Here is a 25,248-nt window from a genome sequence, read left to right as displayed (position 1 = left end):
CATTTATATTAGTTTCTACGTCCTCCGCCACGGCCACCTCGACGGCCTCCGTACATTTCTCGCATCTCTTCCATCTTTTTGGTTATGATCTCATTATACTCGGCCTGTGTAACTTCCTCGCCTTTTTCAGGTTTTTCAATCTCCTCTTTTTCTTCAGGATTCATTACAATTTTTGTACACAGTATTGTTGTTCTATCTGCGCTAACTTCCAAGATTAATCCTGGTAAGCCCCAATAATCATCTGGCCCTTGGTTAATTGGAATTTGTGGAGTGTACCAAGCTGTAACTTCAATAGTTTTTGGCACTTCAATCTGGCTCATTGGATCGTCTTTATCTACTTTAGTAGAATCTTTGACTTCTTCTCCTTCTTTCTTTTCGTCATTGTCTCGATCTCTCCCTCGTCTTGGCCTCATACTTCTCCAATCAAACTCATCTACGGTTTTGATGGCTGTTGCCTTAAAGCAAGTGTATTGACCAATCTGTTTGGTTTCGGTTCCCATTTTCCACTCTAGCCCTTTTAATTCATCTTTAATTAAAAATTGCTTTCCGAAGAATTCCTGATCTTGTATCAACTCCTTATCCTTAACATTTTTATATTTAGGACCACCTGTTAAACTACTACTAAAACCACCAAAACCTCCACCAGAACCTGGTGCCTCTAATTTTTCGTCTTCTTTGTAAATGGATTCTGTTTTGTTGAAGGTTAAGATGTATTCTTTTTCAAGAAAACTCTTCATGCGTTCTTCAATACGCTTTTTTTGCTCAGGGCTCATCTCCCTTCCACCAAATTGATCTAAATCCATAGTTGTTTTAGTTTGGTAGTACGCTTTGCCCTGAAAGTCTTGCCCATACGAAACAGTACAGAAGCAAAATAACAGTAATGATGTAAGTTTAAAAACTAGTTTTTTCATCTTAATAAGGTTAATGTTGAGTGTTAAATGTAGCTTTATAATTTTAAGTATTGATTAAAAAAAGTGTTACATAAATCGACAATCAACTAAATTGATATTGCATTAGACTTATTTAGATGCAAAACGTAATAATTACTTGCGTTAAAGTTGTGTTAATAAAATTAACCTCGTCTTCGACCCATTCTATTATTTCGAAATTCCTTCATTTTAGAAACAATCGTTTCTTGATATTCTGCCTTAGTAATTTCCTTTCCTTTATCTGGTACTTCTATCTCAATTTGTTCTTCTGGATTTAATATAAGTTTTGTGCAAAGCATGGTTGTGTTACCCGCACTGACTTCTAATATTAATCCTGGTAGTCCCCAATATTCTGAAGGTCCATGTCCTACAGGTATCTGAGGCGAATACCACGCCTCAACTTCGGTCATTGCTACTTTAGGCTCTTCAATGGTTGTATTTGTAGAATCATTTTCTGTCTCCTCATCATTGGTGCTTCTCAATCGACTCCATGAAAAGTCGTACCACGTTAAATCACTCGTCGGTATGGAAGCCGTTGCCTTAAAACAAGTATAATTACCAATCTGCTTAGTTTCTTTTTCTAACTGCCACTTAATGTCTTGAAGCTTATCCTTAACCAAAAACTGCTTGCCATAAAACTCCTGGTTTTGAATTTGAGTATTGGTTTTAACATTTTTGTACTGTTTTCCTGGTGCGAAATTTTTTCCCCAAGAATCTGTGGCTCCAGACATAGCATCTAATTGTTCGTCTTCATAGAATAGAGACTCTTCCTTGTTAAAGGACAGTATGTATTCTTTTTCAAGTCTATTTTTAAGTCGAGCTTGTACTTGCTTCTTTTGTTCTTCACTCATTCTTGCTCCCCATCTTCCTAAATCCATAGTAGATTTTGAAACATAAATGGCTTTACCTTGAAACTCTTGTATACCTATTTTGTTTTGTGGATCAGTTAGGTCTTTATCTTTGAAAGAACTAGAAAATAAGACGGAAATAACAAGAATGCTAGATTTTAATAATATGGACTTCATGATAGATAAACTTATTTTGTTTAACGAATTTAATTAATTATTAAACATTACTATTCTCTTTACCATAATATTAACATCAAAATATTTTCTTTTGGTCTAGCCACCAATAGTTATTGAAAAACTTTCACCATCTCTCTGGCCTTTTCTAGGTCTATAACGCTCTTGCATTTCCTTGGCTTTTTTCTCCATGATTTTCTCATATTCCTCCTGTGAAACCTCTTTACCTTTAGTCGGTTCAGCTATTTCTACCTTTTCTTCTGGGTTCAAAACAATTTTACTACAGATAATGGTTAACTTACCATCATGCACTTCTAATATTAATCCAGGTAAACCTTGGTAATTATCCGGACCATTGTTTATTGGAATTTGTGGTGCATACCAAGCTGTTACTGTACGCTCTTCCATTTCTGGTTCTTTATCTAGATCACTTTCTTTTTCCTCATCATCCGTACTCACAACAACCCTAGGCTTTTCTACCATTTTGGTGTACGTTGCTTTAAAGCATTGATACTCTCCTATGAACTTAGTTTCAGACTCTAGCTTCCACTCAATAGGCTCTATTTCATCTTTAATGAGAAAAAGCTTGCCAAAAGTATCTCTCAATTCGGCATAACGGTTTTCCTTTGTGTTTTTATAGAGCACATCATCTCCGCCTCCATTGCCCATAACCACAATTTGGAAATCTCCTCCACCAACTTGCGGCTTACTCAATTCCTCTTCTTGTTTGTAGGTTGAAGCTTCTCGGTTAAAATCTAGGTGGTATGTTTTTTGAAATTGCTTTTTCATCATCTCTACCATCTTGGCATGCATCTCGTCATTTACCTGAGTGCTATCCATTTTAATGTCGATATCTCGATGTGTCTTGTAGGTTGCCACACCCTGAAAATCTTGGGCGTGCAAACCTGTTACGCTAAGCGCTATTGCTACGACTAATGTTCTAATAATTGTTGTCATTTTGATTGAATTTTATAAATGTTACAATACAAATATCTACAATCTACACTTTTCTGAGCGTTAATGAACGTTAACGTGTGTTAACCAATGGTCAATAATTGAACTTTAACATTTACTTTTGAAATATGAACGATAAACGATATCAATGGATACTGTACATAATTATTGCTGTGATAGCTATCACTATTGGTATTCAGGTGTTTTGGAATTACAAGAACTACCAAACCAATAAGCAGCAATTAATCAATGATGTGCAGATAAGTTTGGATAAAGCCGTAGATGATTATTATGCTGCCTTAGCTGAACGCACCACACTTAACTTTTCGTTAATCAATAATTACACTGTTGATTCATTAAATCCAGAGACGGAAATTTCAAAACTTCTCAAAAAAATTGACCATCCTTCCAAAGGGCTAAAAAGCATAGACTCTTTAAAAACAAATAATTACAAAAGCTTCACATTTATAGACACTAGAGAAGCCGATTCTGCAGTCTTTAGCTATCATACGGATCACCAAACTATTAACGAAGACTCATTTAGACTTAGAGTTGGCAATTATAAATTCATTGACAGTATAAGCCCTTCAAGTTTTGAGTTGCTCACATCTAAAGTCGTCGTTGCAATAAGTAATGATTCTTTAGACTTAAAAAAGGTAGATAGCTTAATGAAAATTGAATTTGAAAGAAAAAACATTAACATACAACACAAGCTCTATTTTGATAAAAATTTACCTAATAAAAATTTTGAACCAATTATCCATACAGCAAGAGACTCTGTCCTTAAACATATGGACATTCTCAGCACCACATCAAAATCGACTTTTTTACCTAAGGGCAGTTCGCTAAGACTATATTTTTTTAATTCTACTTCTACCATTTTAAAACGAAGCTTAACAGGTATATTAATATCAACAATATTGGTAATTGCAGTGATAAGCTGTCTGTTTTATCTATTGCGCATCATAAAACATCAAAAACAACTCGCCGAAGTAAAAAATGATCTTATCAGTAATATTACTCACGAGTTTAAAACACCTATTGCCACTATAGGAGTCGCCTTAGAAAGTATCAATAATTTTAATGCTATTGAAGACAAAGAGAAGACAAAAAAATACATCAATATGTCCTCTGAACAATTAGGTAAACTCAACCTAATGGTTGAAAAGCTACTGGAAACGGCAACTTTAGACAGTGATAACCTAGAATTAAACAAAGAGTCGATAGATTGTGTTGAGTTGCTTAACTCGCTAGTTAGTCGTTACAAAATTCAATATCCAGAGAAAGAATTTAATACCAGTTTTAAGGTTGAAAGCTTAAAGGCCAACGTTGATGTCTTTCATTTTGAAAATGCCTTAAATAACATTTTAGACAATGCCGTTAAATATGGTGGAGAGCTAATTTCCATTGATTTAGTTCCAAAAAAAGATATGTTTGACATCCTTATTTCGGATAACGGAAATACGCTATCCAAAGAGAATAAGGAACGTATTTTTGAAAAATTCTATCGTGTTCCAAAAGGTAATACGCACGATGTAAAAGGCTTTGGAATTGGCTTATATTATACAAAAACCATTATTGAAAAGCACAATGGTTCCATCTCTTTAGATTTAAACAAAAACTTAACGACCTTTAAAATTACACTTCCAAATGGTTAGTAAAATAAAATTATTATTAGCCGAAGATGAATCTGCACTAGGGCAAATTATAAAGGAAAGTCTCGAAACAAGAGATTTTGAAGTCATTTTATGCGACAATGGTGAAAAAGCTTTTGAAAAATACAAATCTGAATCGCCAGAAATTTTAGTGTTAGATGTTATGATGCCCAAAAAAGATGGCTTTACTCTAGCAAAAGAGATTAGAGCTATAGACGACACTATTCCTATTATTTTTTTAACCGCAAAATCGCAAACTGCAGATGTGGTTGAGGGTTTTTCAATTGGTGGCAACGATTACCTTAAAAAGCCATTTAGTATGGAAGAGTTAATTGTTAGGATTTATAATTTGTTGAGCCGTACTAAAGTTCAGAAAGCGTCAAAAATTTTAGAAATTGGAAACTATATTTTTGATTTCCCTAAACAACGACTTCAATTTAAGGATGAAGAAACCATTCAACTTACGCACAGAGAAGCGCATCTTCTTTTTCATTTAATAAATAATAAAAATCAAGTACTAGACCGCTCAGTCATACTCAATAAACTTTGGGGAACGGATGATTTCTTTTCGGCACGTAGTATGGATGTCTTTATCACTAAACTGCGTAAAAAACTAAAAAAGGACGAAACCATTCAGATTATAAATGTTAGAGGGTTTGGTTATAAATTGACTGTTTGAACATTGTAGACTTTTCAAGTTTTAAAAACCTAATACTCTAGCAAGAAAGTGGTTCAATTTTTGTACTTTTCTCGTTCGTATGAGAGCGCCTATTTATATCTTTTTTTTATTTAGTGTTTCATTGTTCTCCCAAGAACAAATTTCAGCTAGCATTATGGATTCAACATCCATTAAAGTCGAGAGGATTTTTGGCGTAGATACTTTTGGCACACTATATTACTCAACTGAAGATCATACGTTTCACAAAAAAGCAAAAGACACTACTATTACCTATTCCAATTTTCAACTTGGTGAGATTACGTCTGCAAACACTTTTAACCCTTTAAAAATCAATCTTTTTTATCGAGATTTCAATACTGTTATCATTTTAGACAACCGATTGGCCGAGATTTTTAAGATTGACTTTAACACCGTACAGCCTTATAAAAATGTCAGCTTTGTTTCTACAGGCTTTGACAATACGCTTTGGATTTTTAATCAAGATTTACAGCAGTTAGAATTATATGATTACAAAATCAATAAAGTACGATTAAAAACGGTGCCAGTGCAGTCCGACGTATTGGACCTTAAAAGCGATTATAACAATTGCTACATGCTTACCGAAAACTACCTTTACGTTTACAGTTACTTCGGAAGTTTAATTTCTAAACACAAAAATGAAGGTTACGAGAGTTTAGCTTTTAGTAAAGCACATTTAATTCTAAAAAAAGAAAATTCATTACATATTTTATCAAAGACGGGTAATAAAATTCAACCGATTAAGCATCCATATTTGTTAATAAATCAGTTTTTGGTAACCAATGAAACCTTGTATATTTACGACGACGAAATTCTACGTCGATACCAACTTAAACTAGAATAAATTATGCATGTTGCTGTTGCAGGAAATATAGGAGCTGGAAAAACTACGCTCACAAAATTACTAGCCAAACATTACAAATGGGAAGCGCAATTAGAAGACGTTGTTGACAACCCTTATTTAGATGATTTTTACAATCAGATGGAACGTTGGAGCTTTAATTTACAAGTCTATTTCTTAAACAGTAGATTTCGTCAGGTCAACCAGATTCATAATAGTGGAAAGGATATTATACAAGATAGAACCATCTATGAAGATGCTCATATTTTTGCACCCAACCTTCATGCCATGGGATTAATGACCAATCGCGATTTTGAAAATTATTCCTCTCTATTTGAATTGATGGAATCGTTTGTAAAAGGTCCGGATTTATTGATTTATTTACGTAGTTCTATCCCAAATCTCGTTAACCAAATCCATAAACGTGGTCGCGATTACGAAAACACCATTAGCATAGATTACCTAAGCCGATTAAATGAGCGTTACGAAGCTTGGATTACCAAATACGACAAAGGCAACTTACTTATTATAGATGTAGACCATCTAGATTTTGTGGCTAATCCTGAAGATTTGGGTGGTATTATCAATAAAATTGACGCACAGATTCATGGTCTGTTTTAATCTTATGAATTAAGTAACACAATTTCAGTTTAAATAGTTTTATTTTTACATCAATGAAATTGTACAATTCCAAATTTTACCATCGTGACCTATCGTGGCTACGCTTTAACCATCGTGTGCTACAAGAAGCAACTGACAAGAGAAATCCGCTTTATGAACGCATAAAGTTTCTAGCTATTTTCTCTTCAAATCTTGATGAATTTTTTAGAGTAAGGGTTTCAGACATTAGGCAAATTAAAAGTTTAAAAAAGCCTTTAAGAAAAAAACTTATCACTAAACCCAACAAGGTTTTAAAGGAAATTAAAAAGCAAGTCCATAAGCAACAAGAGGAATTTGGTCATATATTTAAGAATGAAATAATTCCAGATTTAGAAAAAGAAGGTATTGTTTTAATTGACTACCATGCGTTTACAGATTCTCAAAAACAAATAGCAAAAACCTATTTTGAAGAACAGTTAAAACCTCTTTTAGATCTAGAAAATTCATTTCATAAGAACCCGGAATCTATTTTTGTTGAAAATGAAGCATCCTACTTAACTACTCTATCGAATGGAGAACTTCAACTCGTAAAAATCCCAGATTCCGAGCCTCGATTTTTTACGTTTCCTACAAAAAACGGCAAGCACTACATCACCTTTATTGACGATATTTTAAAATACAATCTCGGCGAAAACCATCCTGAAGATGAAGTCACTTACTATGCCTTGAAAATTTCACGTGATGCGGAATTATATATTGAGGATGAGTTTTCAGGAAATTTAATGAATAAGATTAAAAATTCGTTACCAAAAAGAGATAAAGGTCAACCAACACGTGTTCTCATCGATAAAAGAATGCCAGAGGAATTTCAGGATGTATTGAAAGAGGCTTTGGATATTTACAATGCGGACTTGGTTATGGGTGGCAGGCATCATAATTTTAAGGATTTCTTTGCCTTCCCTAATCCTACTGAAAAAGATTTATCGTTTAAAAAACTAGAGCCATTACCGCATCCTATACTATCAAGTACAGAAAATATTTTTGATGCAATAGATAAAAAAGATCAATTACTCCATTATCCTTATCAGCAATTTGACCCTGTAATTAATTTGGTTGAAAATGCTGCAGAAGATGCAACGGTAACTACCATTAAAATGACGCTCTATAGATTGGCAGACGAATCTCGATTAAATACTGCCATTGCCAAAGCTGCAAAAAATGGAAAAGAAGTCATTGTGTTTATTGAAATAAAAGCCAGATTTGACGAGCAGAACAATCTTAAATGGGGTAATATTTTCAAAAAAAATGGTGCTACGGTAATCTATAGCTATCCTGATATAAAAGTTCATTCTAAGATTTTATACATTGAGCGGTTGGTAAATGACAAGAAGAAACGCTACGCTTATATTAGTACAGGAAATTTTAATGAAAAAACCGCAGAGCTCTATACGGATTTTGGACTTCTCACAGCTCATAAAAAAATAACCAAAGACTTAAACAAAGTATTTTTAGTTTTACAAAAGGTCACTATAGTCCCCAAAACTAAAAGGCTATTAGTCTCTCCTTACACTACAAGAAACAAGCTTGAAAAATTAGTTAATGCAGAAATAGAGCATGCTAAAAATGGTAACAAGGCCTATATAATTTTGAAGATGAATAGCCTACAAGACAAATCCATGATTGAGTATCTTTATAAGGCAAGTAATGCCGGAGTGCAAATAAAGCTAATCGTTAGAGGCATCTGTAGTCTTGTCCCAGGCATTAAAAATCAAAGCGAAAATATTGAGATTATAAGTATTCTAGATCGATTTCTAGAACATGGACGTGTTTATATTTTTGGCAATGGTGGTGACGAAAAAATTTACATAGGTTCTGCAGATTGGATGACCAGAAACCTAAGCCATCGTATAGAAGTACTGACACCTATCTACGATAAGGATGTGCATAAGACCTTAAGAGACTTAATAGAAATACAGTTAAGTGACAACACAAAGGCCAGAATTATAGATGCTGAACAGAAAAATGAATACGTCGACAATTCCAAGAAAAAGGTAAGGTCACAATATGCTACTTATGAGTATTTTGAGAATAAGCTTTAATAAACAAGCTATTGTATAAATCCATTTTTTCTAGCATGGTCAATGGCTTGAGCACTTTTTTCAACCATTAAAACTTGTGTGGTTTTATAGTTTTCTATCAACCCTTTTACCCTTACCATTTTTTTCTTATGCTTCACACTTCTTAAATAAATGGCTAATATTCTGTCTGGAAACTCTTCGGCAATCTCCATGTATATATCTGGATCGTGCTCACCACTATCACCAATTAAAATAAAAGGTAAATCAGGATAAGTTTTTAGAAGATTAAGAATTTCCTTTTGCTTTTGTGGCTTTTCATCCAATGATTTTCTTTTCAAGAAATTACTTAGACTTCGTAATAAAATTGGCCCCTTAGGAAAATTGTTCTGTCTCAAAAACAATTCTAGATAACGATATAAATTCCATGGGCTGTGGCTTACATAAAAAATCGGGTTGGCATTTTTTCCAGAAGCTCCTCTGTGGAGTCTGTGATAGAAATCAGCTGCACCTTCTAACGGACTTCTATTTTTGGCGTGTTTAAAAATTGAATTGTAAACCACTCTCCACTTTAACATAGAAACTACACCTGTATGCAAAATGGTATCGTCTATATCACTAGCAACACCAAATTGTGAGGTAGTGGACGGAATTAATATTTCACCAGGAAACCTATTTTCATTCTGTATGGTTCGTTTAATATTGACATCACTGTACGAGAGCTCAAAAGACAGCCATCCTTCTTCATTGGTCAGCTTCTTTAAATCTTGGAGATTTGCTTCGACTTTGTAGTACCCATCATTGTCCGTAACTCCCTTTAAAATTTTATTATTGGGCAGTTTAATATTAATATCAACATTTTTGATTTCATCGGTTTCAAAACGTTTCCATGTATTAACAATAAGGTGCCATATATGCTGGTCTTCCAGGTCAATAGATTCGTCCTCCAAAGCTCTTCCGCGTGCATAAAAATGCGAATCCGTGCCATAACCCTGAAATGCAATTATTTGTAATGGATCTTTTTTTAACCAGCCCAATGAAATCAAATTTTAAAAATTTCAAGATACTAAAATCCGTATATACGAAATAATAATACAAACTAAATAACTTAATAAATGTTAAAAATTATCGAAGTTATCTAAGTTCATAATTTTTCAAAGTATTTTAGTAGCAACACAAACATCAAGAACTATACTCAAACCATCTCAATTCATGAAGAATCTTATTCTCCTTCTATCTTTTTGCCTATCATTCTGTTTTTTAAATGCTCAAACTGATAGAGAAAGTAATACACCAACACCCAACTATAGAGCCGCTGCTAAATACTCACCAACTAATTTAGGGAAATTGGTTCACTCTACTTCTGTTAGGCCGCATTGGTTAAAAAATGGCAACCGCTTTTGGTACCAATATAAAACCACAGAAGGTTCTAAATACTACATTGTTGATGCCGATAAGCGAAGCAAAAAAGAACTGTTTGACAATGAAAAAATGGCAAGATGGCTTACCGAAATAACCAAAGATCCTTATGACGCAAAGCATTTACCACGCTTTAATTTTGAGTTTGTAAAAAACGAAACAGCGATACGGTTTTATGTTACCTCAACTGAAAAAGTAGAAGAAGAAAAAGAAGTTGAAAACGAAGGTGAAAATGGAGAAGAAGAAACCGATTCTACTAAAACCAAGAAAAAGAAAAAGGGTAAACCAAAAATGGTAAATAAAGTTTATCATTTTGAATATGTTCTTGGCAGTAATAACTTAACTGTTTTAAGCAATAAAAAGAAAGGTAAAGAAGAGTGGAGAAAATGGGCAAATATTGCTCCTGACAGCTCTGTAGTCTTGTTCTCAAAGAACTATAATTTGTATTGGATGGATAAAGAGAACTTTCTGAAAGCCGTCAAAAACGAAAAAGACAGCACAATAGTTGAAAACCAATGGACTACAGACGGAGAACTATATTATTCTTATGGAGGAAGTAGCGGAAGAGGTGAAACCAACGAGTCCATGAAGAAAAACAAAGACAAACGACAACGTATTTATGGTCTATGGTCACATGATTCTAAAAAGTTTGTGTTTCAACGAACAGATTCAAGACACATAAATGAGTTATGGGTTATCAATACCACGGCGAGCAAAAGACCAACTTTAGAAACCTATAAATATCACATGCCAGGTGAAGATGAATTTTACAAAACTGAACTTCATGTTTTTGATATGCCCACCAAAAGTAGCTTACAGGTTCAATTAGATACAGTAAAACAACAAAGTGTCCAAGTCTATAGAGAACCCTTGAAAAAATCAAATTACGATGATGATTTTAACCCTGCCTTGCTACTCTCAAAAAAAGGAAAAATTTATTATAACACAATCAGTAGAGACCGAAAAAAGCTTGATATCTGTGTCGCTGATATAAATACCGGAGAATCTAAAGTATTGATAGAAGAGCGATTTAATACCTATATAGAATCACGTCCCTTAGTATTATTAAATGATGAAACAGAAATGTTGCATTGGGCAGAACGCACAGGCTGGGCACATTATTACCTCTATGATATTAATGGAAACTTAAAAAATCAGATAACTAATGGTTCTTTTCATGTTGAACGTGCTATTGGAGTAGATGATGAATCGCGTACACTTTACTTCACAGCTCATGGTATACCAAAAGACCAAGATCCATATTACGAACATTTATATAAAGTTAATTTAAATGGGTCTGGCTTGAAAGCATTGAATCCTGGTAACTTTAACACAAGAACAGATATGGCTGACTCCAATGATTTTTTTGTTAGCAATTATTCAAGGGTTAATACAGTGCCAAAATCAGAATTGAGAAACAGTGCAGGCAAGGTAGTTTTGGAGTTAGAGGAAGCTGATTTGTCACAACTTATGGCAACGGGTTATAAATTTCCAGAACCTTTTAAAATGAAAGCTGACGATGGTATTACGGATATTTACGGAGTAATGTATAGACCTTTTGAAATGGATTCTACTAAAAAATACCCTTTACTGGAATATGTATATCCAGGCCCTCAAACTGAAGCGGTCAATAAATCTTTCTCTGTACGTATGGATAGACTAGACCGTATGGCACAGGTAGGATTTATTGTTGTAACCATGGGTAATCGTGGTGGTCATCCTGATCGTTCTAAGTGGTACCATAATTATGGCTATGGAAATTTAAGGGATTACGGCTTAGCAGATAAACGTCACGTAGCAGAACAGCTAGCTGATAAGTATGATTTTATCGACATTGAGAAGGTTGGAATTTACGGGCACTCTGGTGGTGGTTTTATGAGCACCGCAGCTATTTTGGTTTATCCAGATTTCTTTAAAGCAGCTGTGTCTTCAGCTGGTAATCATGATAATGCTATTTATAATAGCTGGTGGAGTGAAACGCACCATGGAGTACAAGAAGAAACTGATGAAGATGGTAATACCAAATACAAGTATCTTATAGACAACAATCAATCACTTGCCGATAACCTAAAAGGAAAATTAATGTTGATTACGGGAGATGTAGATAACAATGTTCACCCTGGTGGTACTATTAGAATGGCCAATGCTTTAATAAAAGCCAACAAACGTTTTGACTTTATGTTAATGCCAGGACAGCGTCATGGTTTTGGAAGTATGACGGAATACTCCTTTTGGCTAAGAGCAGATCATTTTAGCAAACATCTTTTAGGAAAAGAAGCTACCGAAGTAGATATTACGGAAATAAACAGGGATAAACCTAAAACTAAATCCTAGTATTAAAAAAACCAGGATTCAGGCCAAAGGAACATAACTAGTAATCCGAAAGCGATTGTGAGTCCAAAAGAAATAATAATCCATTTCATTATTTCTTTGGCACCAAGCACTATAGCCATAACTCCTTTAAAGAGCATATTAGAGAGCCCTGCCAATAGTATAAGTTTCCACCCTACGGTAGCTTTTAGAGTCCCTTCCATTATCAATTGGGATAATGATAGTGTTATGGCGTCAACATCTGTTAAACCACTAATAATTGAAATAATATACAACGCATTATTACCAAATTTTTCTTTGGTAAATGCTACAGCCAAGAGTATAAAACCATAGAGCAATCCAAAAACCAATGCACTTTTAAACTGTGCTGGGTTTTTAGGTTCAGGCATTTTTTCTTCTTCTGAATCTTTTTTATTGATTAGATAGAAAAGAGCGACTGCAGTCAACGCCATAAAAATAATTACTGCTCCTATAGGTACAGCAATAATATTGAGGTACTGCGGAATAACTACACCAACTTCAAACAAAACTCGCACAAAAGATATGGCTGATGCTGTCACAATTACAAACACAGCCGTTTTGCTAATTGACGCATTATCTGCAGTTTTCCTCGCATAACTAACCGTCGTTGCCGTACTGCTTATTAAACCACCCAAAATACCATTTGAGATTACACCTACCTTTTTCCCTACGAACTTGTAAATAAAGTAACCCACAACACTAATGCCCACAATTAATGTAATCATTAACCAGATATTCCGAGGATTGATAACATCGTAAGGCCCAAAGGTTTTATCAGGAAGAATTGGCAAAATGACTAAACTTATACCAGCCAAAGTCATTATTGCAGATAAATCTTTCTCCTTAAGATTTTCTATAAATTCGTGTAAATGTTCTTTAACATACAATAAAATGGCAACAGAAGCACCTATAAGAACACCAATAAGTTGACTTCCCATAACAAGATAAGCACCAACGGCAAACATCAATAAAGCCGCAACCTCTGTAGTTTGACCAATGTCTGCTTGATTGAGTTTTTTAAGTTTTATATAATTAGCCATCAAAAGCATTGAAGCCATACATAAACCCAATACAGGAAGAATAAATGGATTGTCAAACTCTCGTGTTAGCAATCCAGAGATGGTACCAAGAACAGTTATAAGTGTAAAAGTTCGCACTCCTGCCATATGGTTATCAGTTTTTTCACGTTGCAATCCAACCAATAGCCCTAAACCAAAGGCAATACCTAATGTCGATAAATCTGAATAATCCATATGTCTTTTTTGGCTATTAGAAAATTACACATTTCTGACGAAATTTAGAGCAAATCCAAAAAACATCTCGTTTCAATAACTAAATTTATTAACGTAAACGATAAAAAAAGCCTCATCAATGATGAGGCTTTAAACTATAAACTGGTCAGTAATAATTATTAGTTATTTACATCTTCCTTTACTTCTTCAATTACTTTCTTGACTTTTACCTCTACATCTTCCGAAGCTTCATTCATGGCGTCTAATTTAGCTTCAACCTCTTCTTTAGTTCCTTCAAAAGTTTGAGTGTCCGTAGACTCTTCTCCATATTTAGAAGTTACAGTTGTAACCACAGCTTTAACGGTTCCGTCATCATTGCTCTCCATATTTACCTTTACTTCCTTAGATATTTCCATTTTTTCAACGTCCATATTATTAGAAGCATAAGCAGACAAATCGTCTGAAGATAGTGCAATACTTGGCGCTATTACCAATGCCACAACAGACATTAACTTCAATAAGATATTTAACGAAGGACCTGAAGTATCTTTGAATGGATCACCAACGGTATCCCCAACTACAGCAGCTTTATGAGCCTCTGTTCCTTTTCTGCCTTCTTCTTCAATAGTCTTCTTAGCATTATCCCAAGCACCACCTGCATTCGATTGGAAAATTGCCATAAGCACACCACAAGTTGTTACACCTGCCAAAAGCCCACCTAACATTTCGGCACCTCCAATAAAACCAACTGCTACTGGAACAACGATTGCCAGTAAACCTGGTAATACCATTTCCTTAATTGATGCTTTTGTAGAAATATCAATACATTTTCCATAATCTGCAACACCATCTGCATCATCAAATATTTTTCTATCTGCTTCAGATGCTTTAGACATATCACTATCATATTTACGCATTACTTCTAAAGCAGCCTTTAATTGTGGAATATCTCTAAACTGACGACGAACTTCTTCAATCATTGCCATAGCAGCACGACCAACAGCATTCATGGATAAGGCTGAGAATACAAATGGTAGCATACCACCAACTAATAATCCAGCCATGATTTTTGGCTGAGATACATCAATGGCAATTACGCCAGCTGTCTGCATAAAAGCGGCAAATAATGCCAATGCCGTCAATGCAGCAGAAGCAATTGCAAAACCTTTTCCAACAGCCGCAGTTGTATTACCAACAGCGTCTAATTTATCTGTACGCTCACGAACTTCACTCGGTAATTCTGCCATTTCAGCAATACCACCTGCATTATCACAAATTGGTCCATAAGCATCTACAGCCAATTGAATACCTGTATTTGCTAACATACCTACAGCTGCGATTGCGATACCATATAAACCAGCAAAATGATGAGAAATAATAATAGCTGCAGCTATTAAAATAATAGGAATAGCTGTAGACATCATCCCAACACCTAAGCCTGCTATAATATTAGTTGCACTACCAGTTTCTGATTGTTTAACAATAGAGTTTACCGGTTTTTTACCTGTAGCCGTATAATATTCGGTTATTTTCCCAACTGCTAAACCAGCTATTAAACCAGCTATTACAGCAATAAATACTCCTAAAGATGTGTACTCTACTCCATTTAAATTAAATGTCTCTGGTATAAACTCTTGAATTAAAAAGTAGGTTGCAACAGCCATTAAACCTGCTGAACCAAATTCTCCAATATTTAATGCTGTTTGAGGGTTTCCTCCATCTTTTACTTTTACAAAAAACGTACCTACTATAGACATTATAATACCAACAGCTCCAAGAACTAAAGGTAAATATACCGCTCCTAAGCCATCAAAACTGGGAGTTATAATAACAGCACCTAATACCATAGTACCTATAATAGAACCAACATACGATTCGAATAAATCTGCTCCCATACCAGCAACATCACCTACATTATCACCAACATTATCTGCAATTGTTGCAGGATTCAAAGGGTGGTCTTCAGGAATACCAGCTTCCACCTTACCAACTAAATCAGCACCTACATCAGCCGCTTTTGTATAAATACCGCCACCAACACGTGCAAACAAAGCAATTGAAGATGCACCTAAAGAAAATCCTGAAAGTACATTTAGTACCATACCTAAATTTTCTGAACCAGGCCACATGCTTTGATATATTGCAAATAAGCCACTTAATCCTAAAATACCTAAGCCTACAACACCTAAGCCCATTACTGATCCACCTGCAAAAGCAACTTCTAATGCTCTACCTAAAGACGTTCTCGCAGCTTGTGTGGTTCTAACATTTGCTTTAGTAGCAACTTTCATCCCAATAAATCCAGCCAAAGCTGAACAAATCGCTCCAACTATAAATGATATTGCTACCATCCAGTTTGAGCCTTCTTCATTACTTCCCTTAAAGAACAATAATACTGCTACCGCTACAACAAAAATTGCCAAAACTTTATATTCAGCTTTTAAAAAGGCCATTGCACCATCAGCAATGTTTTTGGCTATACGTGCCATTTTATCACTTCCTTCATCTTGTTTGTTTACCCAAGCACTCTTAATGAATACAAATAGTAATGCCAAAATTCCAAAAGCTGGCAAACCTTTAATTAATAATTCCATATTGATATGTGTTAGTTTAGTTAATTTTTAACGTTGCCAAAAATAGAAAAATATACCTGATAAAAAAAGCCACCTTAAATTAAAGGTGGCTCAACACTATTGATGTTATTTTATCAATATCGTAATTATATTGTGAAAGTTCTGTTTTTCTTATGTTCACTAGCTTCGTAACGATCTATACATTTGTTGAGAATATCGTAAGCCTCTTCAGCATTTCCCCAACCGCCAACATCAACTTTCTTTTTCTCTAAATCCTTATAAACCTGAAAGAAATGGGTTATCTCTTTCATTCTGTGCGGATTTAAATCCATAATATCCATGTAGCTGTTCCAAATAGGATCGCTTACAGGTACACACACCAGTTTCTCATCTGGCCCTTTTTCATCTGCCATATGAAATACACCGATAGGTTTTACTTCCACCACGCACATAGGAAATGTTGGCTCTGTTCCCATTACCAAAACATCTAAAGGGTCACCATCTAATGCCAAAGTTTCTGGTATAAACCCATAATCTCCTGGATACATCATTGATGAAAATAACATTCTATCGAACCGTATTTTATTCAACACAAAATCGTATTCATATTTATTACGGCTACCTTTTGGTATTTCTATTAATACATCGAAGGTCAGTTTTTTAGGCTTAGTCATATTCTCTATTTTTTTAAGGGGCTGCAAATATATAACTTCGATACAGTTATACCTAATGAAAACGCAAATAGTGAACAGGGTTAAAAGTAGAATCCAAAACTTCCTGTTACGCCGAATTTTCTAGCATCAGGGTTATCTAAATAGTTACCTCTAAAATTAAAATCTATACGTAATATCTTAAAGATATTTGCGACTCCAAAACTGTACTCGTAATACACTCTAGAGTCTGGTGCAACCAGTGGAAATTCTACTGGATTTCCAGTAGTGCTTAATGCAATATTCTCATCTGACAATTCTCCCCAAACACCTCTAATACTTGCAATAGCCCTTAAATTGTATTTTTTTAAGAATGGAATACGAGAGAACAATCGTCCATTAAAATTATGCTCTATATGCATCGATGTGTAGGTGTCGGTTACGAACTCATAAAAATCGAGTTGAGAGAATGTATTATAAATTGAAAAATACGTTTGATTACCTGGCACAACACTTAGCAAAGCCAAAGGCACTTCACCAAAGGTTTTACCCATTTCTATGGATGTGGTTAAACGACCAAAGCCTCCAACCTGCCATGGTTGTATATATGAGAACTGTAGTTTTGTATAATCAAAATCGCTATCAAACCAATCACGATCACCTCTGGTAACCTGAGCAAATAGTTTAGCGAAATTATCATTCTTTGTTTTTCGTTCTACACCAAAACCCGTCATTTCTCGTTTTGGGTAGAAGTTTAGTGAGAGTCGAGTTTCAAACTGTTTTACTTCAGAGGAGATTCCTGTAGGTGATTCAGGATCATTAAAATCCAAGCTAAAAGTTGGTGATGCTGATCGTACATTTCTAAAACTTCCGTCTAAACGCACCACAAAATTTCGGGAAGGCTCAATAGACATACCCAAATTGGTCAGCTTTATATTGCTGAGTTTATCATTAGCTCCTGTATTTATAACTGAAGATGACGCTAAACTTCTTCCCAGCACATCCGTAGAACTTGTTAAACTTGCTCCAATTTGCTCCACATCCCTTCGCGTACCACCAAATAAGGTCAATCGGCTTTTTTTATCCAACAACCATTTACCTGATAAACCGTATTTAAACTTATTGTCTCTAAAGCCGTATGCCAAAAATCCTTCGAGTCTCCATGGGTCATTTGGACCAAAATACGTTCTTCCGCCAGTTCTTAACCGTAAACCCTCTACTTCGTTAAAACCAAAAGTTGAAAAGATCGGTCCATAATCGAAATTTATACTTGGAAACTCAACATAGCCAGAAGCCAAAATGCTCCCTATATTATAAAGTCGCTTGAATTTTTTTACGGTTTTAAGCGTGTCCAACATTTTATAGACACCTTTTTCATCTTTATTTAACGCTTCTAGTCTGTTCTTTTCCCAAAAATCATCTTCCCTATTATAAACATCTTTATCATAATTATAAACTTCTTTGTCATAGAAATCTTCATCCTTTGGCTGGTTAAATTGATAGTTATCATATAGAGTTGTTCGTTTTCCATAAACACCTCTAGACTTTTCTTTTTTGTTTAATGCAAAATCCGACAAGAAATAATCGCGTTTGATTAGGAATACAGAATCGTTCAGCACCTCAAATTCTTGTTCAATATAAATCTCCTTAACCCAATTAATATTGGCGCTTTTTGAAGCCTGCATATTAATTTCTTTTATCGCATAGGTAGAATCGTTAACCCAAAAATCTCCTTTAAAGGTCAACTCATTTTTTCGTCTAGGATAATAGATAATATTATAGCACCATTTATTGTCGATGTAAGCACTGTCTGAAAGCACATAGTTATAGGTTTGCACACCTGTTCTACTCAATGGGCTAACAAAACTCTTGTCAAAAAACTTTAGGTAATTATCATAGACATTATAGTCTGAATATAAATCATCAACAAAGTCTATTATAACCTGGTTGTTACTAAAACCAGAATTTTTATTGCCCAATAAATCCTCTCGTTTTTCATTAAGGACATTATCACCATAAACTTTTTTTACAGACTCATTTAAAAAGATTGGTAAGTATGTTTTACCTGTTACAGAAGATGTGTCCACTTCTTCAAACACAAACTCCATACCCTTAAAAAGTTTACTTTTAATCAGCGAACTATCTATAGTATTGAGATCAAACTCTACTTTTTCATATTGGTCATACTCATACTGCTTAAATTGACTCAATCCATTTTGTCGTTTACGTTCCCATATTTTTTGCAGAATACGGATCGCAGGATTTTCAGAAGCTTTTTTAGATTGCTTTCCTGTTACAATAACCACCTCATCTAAAGACGAAGCCTCTTCTTTTAGAATAAATTTTAAATCGTAGTTAACTTTTTTAGTAAGTGGAACTTCTAAAATTTCGAAACCAATGAAGGACACTATTAAGGTTTCCCATGTTTCATCAGATTCTAAATAGAACTTTCCATCTTCATTGGTTATAGTACCTTCTGTTGAGCCTTTGAATAGTACATTAGCAAAAGGAATTGGGTCGTTGTTTTCATCATAGACATAACCGCTCACTTTCGTTTGAGCAAAAGCCGTTATAATTCCAAAAAACAAAAAGAGTATAAGTAGTTTCTTTTTCATAATAAAAAAACTTCATCAACTATTGTGCAAAACTTACACTTTACTTGATGAAGTTTATATAACGCAAAAAGTTGCGCTTTATTTGTACATAACTTTTTTCACCGCTTTTATAACGTCTTCACTATTTGGCAACCATTCTTCTAAAAGCACAGGTGAATATGGTGCTGGTGTATCAGCTGTATTTATTTTTACCACAGGAGCGTCCAGGTAGTCAAAAGCTTCTGATTGCACTAAATACGTAATTTCGGTTGCTACATTACCAAAAGGCCAGGCTTCTTCTAAAACCACTAATCTATTTGTCTTTTTTACAGACTCCAAAATAGCTTTTCTATCCATAGGACGAATAGTTCGTAAATCTATGATTTCACAAGAGATACCTTCTTTTTCTAATTCGTCTGCTGCCTTGTAAGCTTCCTTTATAATTTTCCCGAAAGACACAATAGTAACATCTGTCCCTTCACGTTTAATATCCGCTACACCAATTGGCAAAATATACTCACCTTCTGGCACTTCACCTTTATCTCCGTACATCTGCTCACTCTCCATAAAAATAACAGGATCGTCATCTCTTATTGCTGCCTTTAATAAGCCTTTGGCATCGTAAGGATTGGATGGTACGATTACTTTTAAACCTGGAGTATTAGCGAACCAATTCTCAAATGCTTGCGAGTGCGTTGCTCCCAATTGACCTGCAGAAGCCGTTGGACCTCTAAAAACAATAGGGCATTTAAATTGTCCACCAGACATTTGCCTAATCTTTGCGGCATTATTTATAATTTGATCAATTCCAACTAAAGAGAAGTTAAAGGTCATATATTCAACGATTGGTCGATTTCCTGTCATGGTAGACCCAATAGCAATGCCTGCAAAACCAAGCTCTGCAATGGGTGTATCTATAACTCGCTTTGCACCAAACTCATCTAACATGCCTTTAGATGCTTTATAAGCACCATTATATTCTGCCACTTCCTCACCCATAAGATAAACGCTCTCATCTCTACGCATTTCTTCGCTCATGGCTTCACAAACGGCCTCTCTAAATTGAATTGTCTTCATACTCTTGTTCTTAAACGAAAAACAAAAGTAAGCATAATTGAAAAACTAAATAAATCAAAATTCTTTAAAATTTACTATGCATGCATAGTAAATATTCAAAATAAAATAATTACCTTCGTATCCGCAATATTTAGGGCTATTTTTTACACTAAAAGTTAAAAATAATACAGATTAACAACCATTATGTTGCGAAAACGTTTTAGTGTAAAGGAATTACAATTTAAAAATTAAATAATATAAAGAATATGAAGATTTTAGTATGTATTAGCCATGTACCAGATACAACTTCAAAGATTAATTTTACTGATGGTGATACCAAGTTCGATACCAATGGTGTACAGTTTGTGATTAACCCAAATGATGAGTTTGGCTTAACACGTGCAATGTGGTTTAAGGAAAAGCAAGGTGCTAGTGTAGATGTCATTAACGTAGGTGGAGCAGAAACAGAACCAACGCTAAGAAAAGCTTTGGCTATTGGTGCTGACACTGCAATTAGAGTTAACACTCCTGCTACAGACGGTTTTTCTGTAGCTAAACAATTAGCGAATGTGGTAAAAGAAGGTGGTTACGATTTGGTAATAGCTGGTAGAGAATCTATTGATTGTAATGGCGGCATGGTACCAGGAATGTTAGCTGCAATGATTGATGCAAACTTCGTTGCCAATTGCATTGGTTTAGAAATTGACGGCACAAACGCTAAAGCGGTTAGAGAGATTGATGGTGGAAAAGAAACCGTTAGTACGTCTTTACCTTTAGTTATTGGAGGACAGAAAGGATTAGTTGAAGAGAGTGATCTTCGTATTCCTAATATGAGAGGTATTATGATGGCACGTAAAAAACCATTGAATGTGGTTGAGCCTACCGATGTCAGTGCTGAAACCAAATCAGTAAGCTTTGAAAAGCCAGCTCCAAAAGGCGCTGTTAAACTGGTTGAGCCAGATAATTTAGATGAATTAGTGAACTTACTTCATAACGAGGCTAAAGTAATTTAAAGCCTACCCTAACCCTTCCAAAGGAAGGGAACAATTGAGGATAAAAAATTATAATGTCACACTGAGCGCGGTCGAAGTGTAACTTACGAAAAACAAAAAATTATGTCAATACTAGTATATACAGAATCAGAAAACGGAAAATTTAAGAAAGCAGCTCTAGAGGTTGTATCTTATGCTAAGGCCATTGCAGACCAAATGGGAACTTCAGTTACTGCCGTAGCTGTCAATGCAGACAACGCTGATAGCTTAGGGAATTACGGAGCATCCAAAGTGCTTTCAGTAAAGAATGATGGTTTAGGTAAATTCAATGCCAAAAAATATGCTGCTATTTTAGAGCAAGCTGCAAAGCAAGAAGATGCTAAAGTTGTAGTCGTAAGCTCTAGCGCAGATAGTAAATATTTGGCTCCACTTTTAGCGGTTGAATTAAACGCAGGCTATGTTTCTAACGTCGTTGAAGCACCATCAAGCACATCTCCTTTTACAGTTAAGCGTACCGCTTTTACTAACAAAGCTTTTGCTAATACCGAAATTACAACGGATATAAAGATTGTTGGGTTATCTAACAATTCTTTTGGTGTTGTTGAATCTGGCGGCAGTGCTTCAGTAGAAGATTTTTCTCCATCAATACCAGAATCTGGAGTGACGGTAGAGTCAATCGATAAGGCCACAGATAAAGTAAGTATTGCCGATGCAGAAATCGTTGTGTCTGGAGGAAGAGGTCTTAAAGGCCCTGAAAACTGGGGAATGGTTGAAGAACTTGCAGAAGTTTTGGGAGCAGCAACGGCATGCTCTAAACCTGTATCGGATTTAGGCTGGAGACCTCACAGTGAGCACGTGGGGCAAACAGGTAAACCTGTAGCTTCTAACTTATATATTGCCATTGGTATCTCTGGTGCCATTCAGCACTTGGCAGGTATCAACGCCTCTAAAGTAAAAGTTGTAATTAATACAGATGCTGAAGCGCCTTTCTTTAAAGCTGCTGATTACGGAGTTGTTGGTGACGCCTTTGAAGTTGTACCAAAACTAACAGAAAAATTAAAAGCTTTTAAAGCAGAAAACGCATAATTTTAGTAACTTGTAATATTCATAAGGACTGTTTAAATTGGCATAAAATCGAAATCTGCTAAAGCAGTTTGGTAAAGTCCTAATTTAAACAGTTCTTTGTGTTTTATAAATTATGAGCTTAGTTCGTTTAAATATTAAAGGTATTTCTTACAGCCAAACCCAAAATGGTGCCTATGCCTTAATTCTTAATGAAGTTGATGGTGACCGTAAACTACCTATAGTTATTGGTGCATTTGAAGCTCAATCCATTGCCATTGCCCTAGAAAAGGAAATTCGTCCACCAAGACCGTTAACACACGATTTATTTAAAAACTTTGCCGATCGCTTTGATATAGTGGTGAAGCAGGTTATTATTCACAAATTGGTTGATGGTGTATTCTACTCAAGTTTGATTTGTGAGCGCGATAAAATTGAAGAAATCATTGATGCCAGAACCAGTGATGCTATTGCTTTAGCATTGCGTTTTCAAGCACCAATTTTTACTTATAAAAATATCTTGGACAAAGCAGGTATTTATCTTAAAGTCAATCCCAAAAAGGAAGACGAGGAACAAGATAGTATTCTGGTTGATGACATTATTGCCGAAGAAATTGAAGCGGCAGCAAGTGAGCAAGAAAGCTATAAAGACAAATCCCTAGAAGAACTTCACAGTCTCTTAGATGAAGCCGTAAATAATGAAGATTATGAAAAAGCTGCCAAGATAAGAGACGAAATTTCTAAGCGCTAACTAACATAACCTTTATGAATCATTTTTTCAGAGCCCTGATTGCTATTTTTATTGGACTTTCATCAATTACGGCACAAGAGCTTGAAAAGACATGGCAATTTGAAGCCATAGAAAATTCAGAAGGCAATTCACTTTTTAATATATCTGAAAACGATAGCATTGTTTTTAACAAAGGGGAATTTCAATATAATCTCGAAGCTAAAGATAATCTTGAAGCCTCAGGTGATTATATTTTTCAAAATAATCTCTTAGTATTTTATTACAACAAGCCTAATGATACTATAAGACGCTATAAAATTCAGGAATTAACGGACTCTACTCTTGTTTTTTCTGAAAATGGCACTTCTTATAAGTTTAAAACACTTACCTCAAGCGAAGTCGAAGTCATCGTTAATGAATTAACGGATTCTGACATTATCCCTAGTCAAGGTTTCTCTTTCAATAGTTTGTGGCGTGGTATTTTAGGAATGATTACCTTAATCTTCATCGCTTTTTTATTCAGTAGCAATAGAAAAGCTATTAACTGGAAGACTGTCGGTATTGGATTAGCGTTTCAACTTCTAATTGCAATTGGCGTTCTACGTGTAGGATTCGTAAAAACCGCTTTTGAATGGGTAGGAAGTCTTTTTGTAAGTGTCTTGGATTTTACAAGAGCTGGTAGTAAGTTTTTATTCGAAGGCTTGGTGGTTGATATGGATACCTTTGGATTCATATTCGCTTTTCAAGTGTTACCAACCATTTTATTCTTTTCAGCATTAACTTCTGTCCTGTTCTATTTGGGTATTATTCAAAAAGTGGTAAAAGCTTTTGGCTGGTTGTTAACAAAACTTCTTAAAATATCTGGCGCAGAGAGTTTGAGTGTAGCTGGTAACATTTTCTTAGGACAAACCGAAGCACCCTTACTTATAAAGGCTTATTTGGAAAAAATGAATAAGTCTGAGATTCTGCTCGTTATGATTGGTGGAATGGCAACCGTTGCAGGCGCTGTACTCGCTGCTTATATCGGGTTTTTAGGAGGAGATGATCCTGCTTTACGTTTAGTATATGCAAAACATTTGTTAGCAGCTTCAGTTATGGCAGCTCCAGGAGCTATTGTAATTTCTAAAATCTTATATCCACAAACCGAAGCTATAAATACAGATGTTAAGGTTTCACAAGAAAAAATTGGATCAAATTTACTAGATGCTATTGCCAATGGTACTACAGAAGGATTAAAACTTGCTGTAAATGTTGGAGCCATGTTATTGGTTTTTGTTGCCTTTATTGCTATGATCAATGGTATTTTAGGATGGGTTGGCGATGTCACCACGTTAAACGATTGGATGGCAGCTAACACGCCTTATCCTGAATTTTCATTGGAAGCCATTTTAGGAACCGTGTTTGCACCTCTAATGTGGCTCATTGGCGTAGCGAAAGAAGATATGATGATGATGGGACAACTGCTAGGCATTAAATTGGCTGCAAGTGAGTTTGTAGGTTATATTCAATTAGCAGACTTAAAAAACGTAGCCAATGCTACACACCTCACCTATGAAAAGTCTATAATTATGGCAACCTATATGCTTTGTGGTTTTGCAAATTTTGCATCAATAGGTATCCAAATTGGCGGAATAGGCTCTTTAGCACCAGGTCAGCGCAAACAACTTTCTAAATTCGGAATGAAGGCCTTAATAGGTGGTACCATTGCATCTTTGATTTCTGCGACTATAGCAGGAATGATAATTGGGTAATCCCCTTTGTCCTGCGGACATTTCCCCTAAGGGAAAAATAAACACTCGTTAATAACTTTTGATA

The 25,248-nt window shown here is 35.1% G+C and carries 19 protein-coding genes; 10 read left to right on the top strand and 9 right to left on the bottom strand.

Features of this window, described 5'->3' with window-relative positions:
• Window positions 1–8: 8 nt before the first annotated feature.
• The 3 genes from ACQ65V_RS07355 to ACQ65V_RS07345 all read right to left on the bottom strand — a co-directional run bounded on the left by ACQ65V_RS07355 (window position 9) and on the right by ACQ65V_RS07345 (window position 2,908).
• The gene (locus ACQ65V_RS07355; protein WP_430467420.1) at window positions 9–911 is read right to left on the bottom strand and encodes a GLPGLI family protein; all 903 of its coding nucleotides are present in this window, start codon (window positions 909–911) and stop codon (window positions 9–11) included.
• A 161-nt stretch (window positions 912–1,072) separates the two neighbouring features.
• Complete coding sequence (locus ACQ65V_RS07350) at window positions 1,073–1,954, bottom strand: GLPGLI family protein (RefSeq protein ID WP_430467419.1); 882 nt, start codon at window positions 1,952–1,954, stop codon at window positions 1,073–1,075.
• 96 nt (window positions 1,955–2,050) lie between these two features.
• Window positions 2,051–2,908, bottom strand: a complete 858-nt coding sequence (locus tag ACQ65V_RS07345) for a GLPGLI family protein (RefSeq protein WP_155090146.1) — start codon at window positions 2,906–2,908, stop codon at window positions 2,051–2,053.
• Window positions 2,909–3,033: 125 nt separating this feature from the next.
• On the opposite strand from ACQ65V_RS07345, the gene ACQ65V_RS07340 reads away from it, so the two are divergent.
• The 5 genes from ACQ65V_RS07340 (at window position 3,034) to ppk1 (ending at window position 8,797) form a co-directional block, all read left to right on the top strand.
• A complete protein-coding gene (locus ACQ65V_RS07340) occupies window positions 3,034–4,563 on the top strand; it encodes a sensor histidine kinase (RefSeq protein ID WP_430467418.1) in 1,530 nt (509 codons plus the stop codon).
• Window positions 4,556–5,239 carry a response regulator transcription factor gene (locus ACQ65V_RS07335; protein ID WP_155090148.1) on the top strand — a complete coding sequence of 228 codons (684 nt, stop codon included), beginning with the start codon at window positions 4,556–4,558 and terminating at the stop codon, window positions 5,237–5,239. Before ACQ65V_RS07340 ends, ACQ65V_RS07335 begins: the two co-directional genes overlap by 8 nt.
• A 154-nt stretch (window positions 5,240–5,393) precedes the next feature.
• Window positions 5,394–6,101: a hypothetical protein gene (locus ACQ65V_RS07330; protein ID WP_430467417.1), complete on the top strand. Its 708-nt coding sequence runs from the start codon at window positions 5,394–5,396 to the stop codon at window positions 6,099–6,101.
• Window positions 6,102–6,104: 3 nt separating this feature from the next.
• Complete coding sequence (locus ACQ65V_RS07325) at window positions 6,105–6,719, top strand: deoxynucleoside kinase (RefSeq protein WP_273288988.1); 615 nt, start codon at window positions 6,105–6,107, stop codon at window positions 6,717–6,719.
• Between the two features lie 53 nt (window positions 6,720–6,772).
• Window positions 6,773–8,797, top strand: a complete 2,025-nt coding sequence (gene ppk1 / locus ACQ65V_RS07320) for a polyphosphate kinase 1 (protein WP_430467416.1) — start codon at window positions 6,773–6,775, stop codon at window positions 8,795–8,797.
• An 8-nt stretch (window positions 8,798–8,805) separates the two neighbouring features.
• Here ppk1 and ACQ65V_RS07315 read toward each other — a convergent pair whose 3' ends face one another.
• Entirely contained in the window at window positions 8,806–9,810 is a 1,005-nt protein-coding gene (locus tag ACQ65V_RS07315) for an App1 family protein (protein ID WP_430467415.1), read from the bottom strand.
• 175 nt (window positions 9,811–9,985) lie between these two features.
• Here ACQ65V_RS07315 and ACQ65V_RS07310 point away from each other — a divergent pair, with 175 nt between their 5' ends.
• Complete coding sequence (locus tag ACQ65V_RS07310; protein ID WP_430467414.1) at window positions 9,986–12,526, top strand: prolyl oligopeptidase family serine peptidase; 2,541 nt, start codon at window positions 9,986–9,988, stop codon at window positions 12,524–12,526.
• A gap of 2 nt (window positions 12,527–12,528) precedes the next feature.
• On the opposite strand, the gene ACQ65V_RS07305 is transcribed toward ACQ65V_RS07310, so the two are convergent.
• The 5 genes from ACQ65V_RS07305 to ACQ65V_RS07285 all read right to left on the bottom strand — a co-directional run bounded on the left by ACQ65V_RS07305 (window position 12,529) and on the right by ACQ65V_RS07285 (window position 20,670).
• Window positions 12,529–13,797: an MgtC/SapB family protein gene (locus ACQ65V_RS07305; protein ID WP_430467413.1), complete on the bottom strand. Its 1,269-nt coding sequence runs from the start codon at window positions 13,795–13,797 to the stop codon at window positions 12,529–12,531.
• 158 nt (window positions 13,798–13,955) lie between these two features.
• Window positions 13,956–16,370 (bottom strand): sodium-translocating pyrophosphatase, encoded by a 2,415-nt coding sequence (locus tag ACQ65V_RS07300; RefSeq protein ID WP_430467412.1) that lies wholly within the window; start codon window positions 16,368–16,370, stop codon window positions 13,956–13,958.
• A 125-nt stretch (window positions 16,371–16,495) separates the two neighbouring features.
• A complete protein-coding gene (locus tag ACQ65V_RS07295) occupies window positions 16,496–17,023 on the bottom strand; it encodes an inorganic diphosphatase (protein WP_430467411.1) in 528 nt (175 codons plus the stop codon).
• 80 nt (window positions 17,024–17,103) lie between these two features.
• Window positions 17,104–19,614 (bottom strand): DUF5686 family protein, encoded by a 2,511-nt coding sequence (locus ACQ65V_RS07290; protein ID WP_430467410.1) that lies wholly within the window; start codon window positions 19,612–19,614, stop codon window positions 17,104–17,106.
• Window positions 19,615–19,692: 78 nt separating this feature from the next.
• Window positions 19,693–20,670 carry a pyruvate dehydrogenase complex E1 component subunit beta gene (locus ACQ65V_RS07285; protein ID WP_430467409.1) on the bottom strand — a complete coding sequence of 326 codons (978 nt, stop codon included), beginning with the start codon at window positions 20,668–20,670 and terminating at the stop codon, window positions 19,693–19,695.
• Between the two features lie 245 nt (window positions 20,671–20,915).
• Here ACQ65V_RS07285 and ACQ65V_RS07280 point away from each other — a divergent pair, with 245 nt between their 5' ends.
• From ACQ65V_RS07280 to ACQ65V_RS07265, 4 genes are all read left to right on the top strand, one after another.
• Complete coding sequence (locus tag ACQ65V_RS07280; RefSeq protein ID WP_430467408.1) at window positions 20,916–21,662, top strand: electron transfer flavoprotein subunit beta/FixA family protein; 747 nt, start codon at window positions 20,916–20,918, stop codon at window positions 21,660–21,662.
• Window positions 21,663–21,764: 102 nt separating this feature from the next.
• A complete protein-coding gene (locus tag ACQ65V_RS07275) occupies window positions 21,765–22,727 on the top strand; it encodes an electron transfer flavoprotein subunit alpha/FixB family protein (protein WP_430467407.1) in 963 nt (320 codons plus the stop codon).
• Window positions 22,728–22,839: 112 nt separating this feature from the next.
• Window positions 22,840–23,454 (top strand): bifunctional nuclease family protein, encoded by a 615-nt coding sequence (locus ACQ65V_RS07270; protein WP_155090161.1) that lies wholly within the window; start codon window positions 22,840–22,842, stop codon window positions 23,452–23,454.
• 14 nt (window positions 23,455–23,468) lie between these two features.
• Window positions 23,469–25,184: a nucleoside transporter C-terminal domain-containing protein gene (locus ACQ65V_RS07265; protein WP_430467406.1), complete on the top strand. Its 1,716-nt coding sequence runs from the start codon at window positions 23,469–23,471 to the stop codon at window positions 25,182–25,184.
• Window positions 25,185–25,248 lie beyond the last annotated feature (64 nt).

Origin of the sequence: Winogradskyella ouciana, from assembly GCF_965284585.1 — a bacterium.
GTDB lineage: Bacteria > Bacteroidota > Bacteroidia > Flavobacteriales > Flavobacteriaceae > Winogradskyella > Winogradskyella ouciana.
Note: the sequence above shows the minus strand (reverse complement) of the source record. Positions and strands in the feature narration are given on the sequence as shown.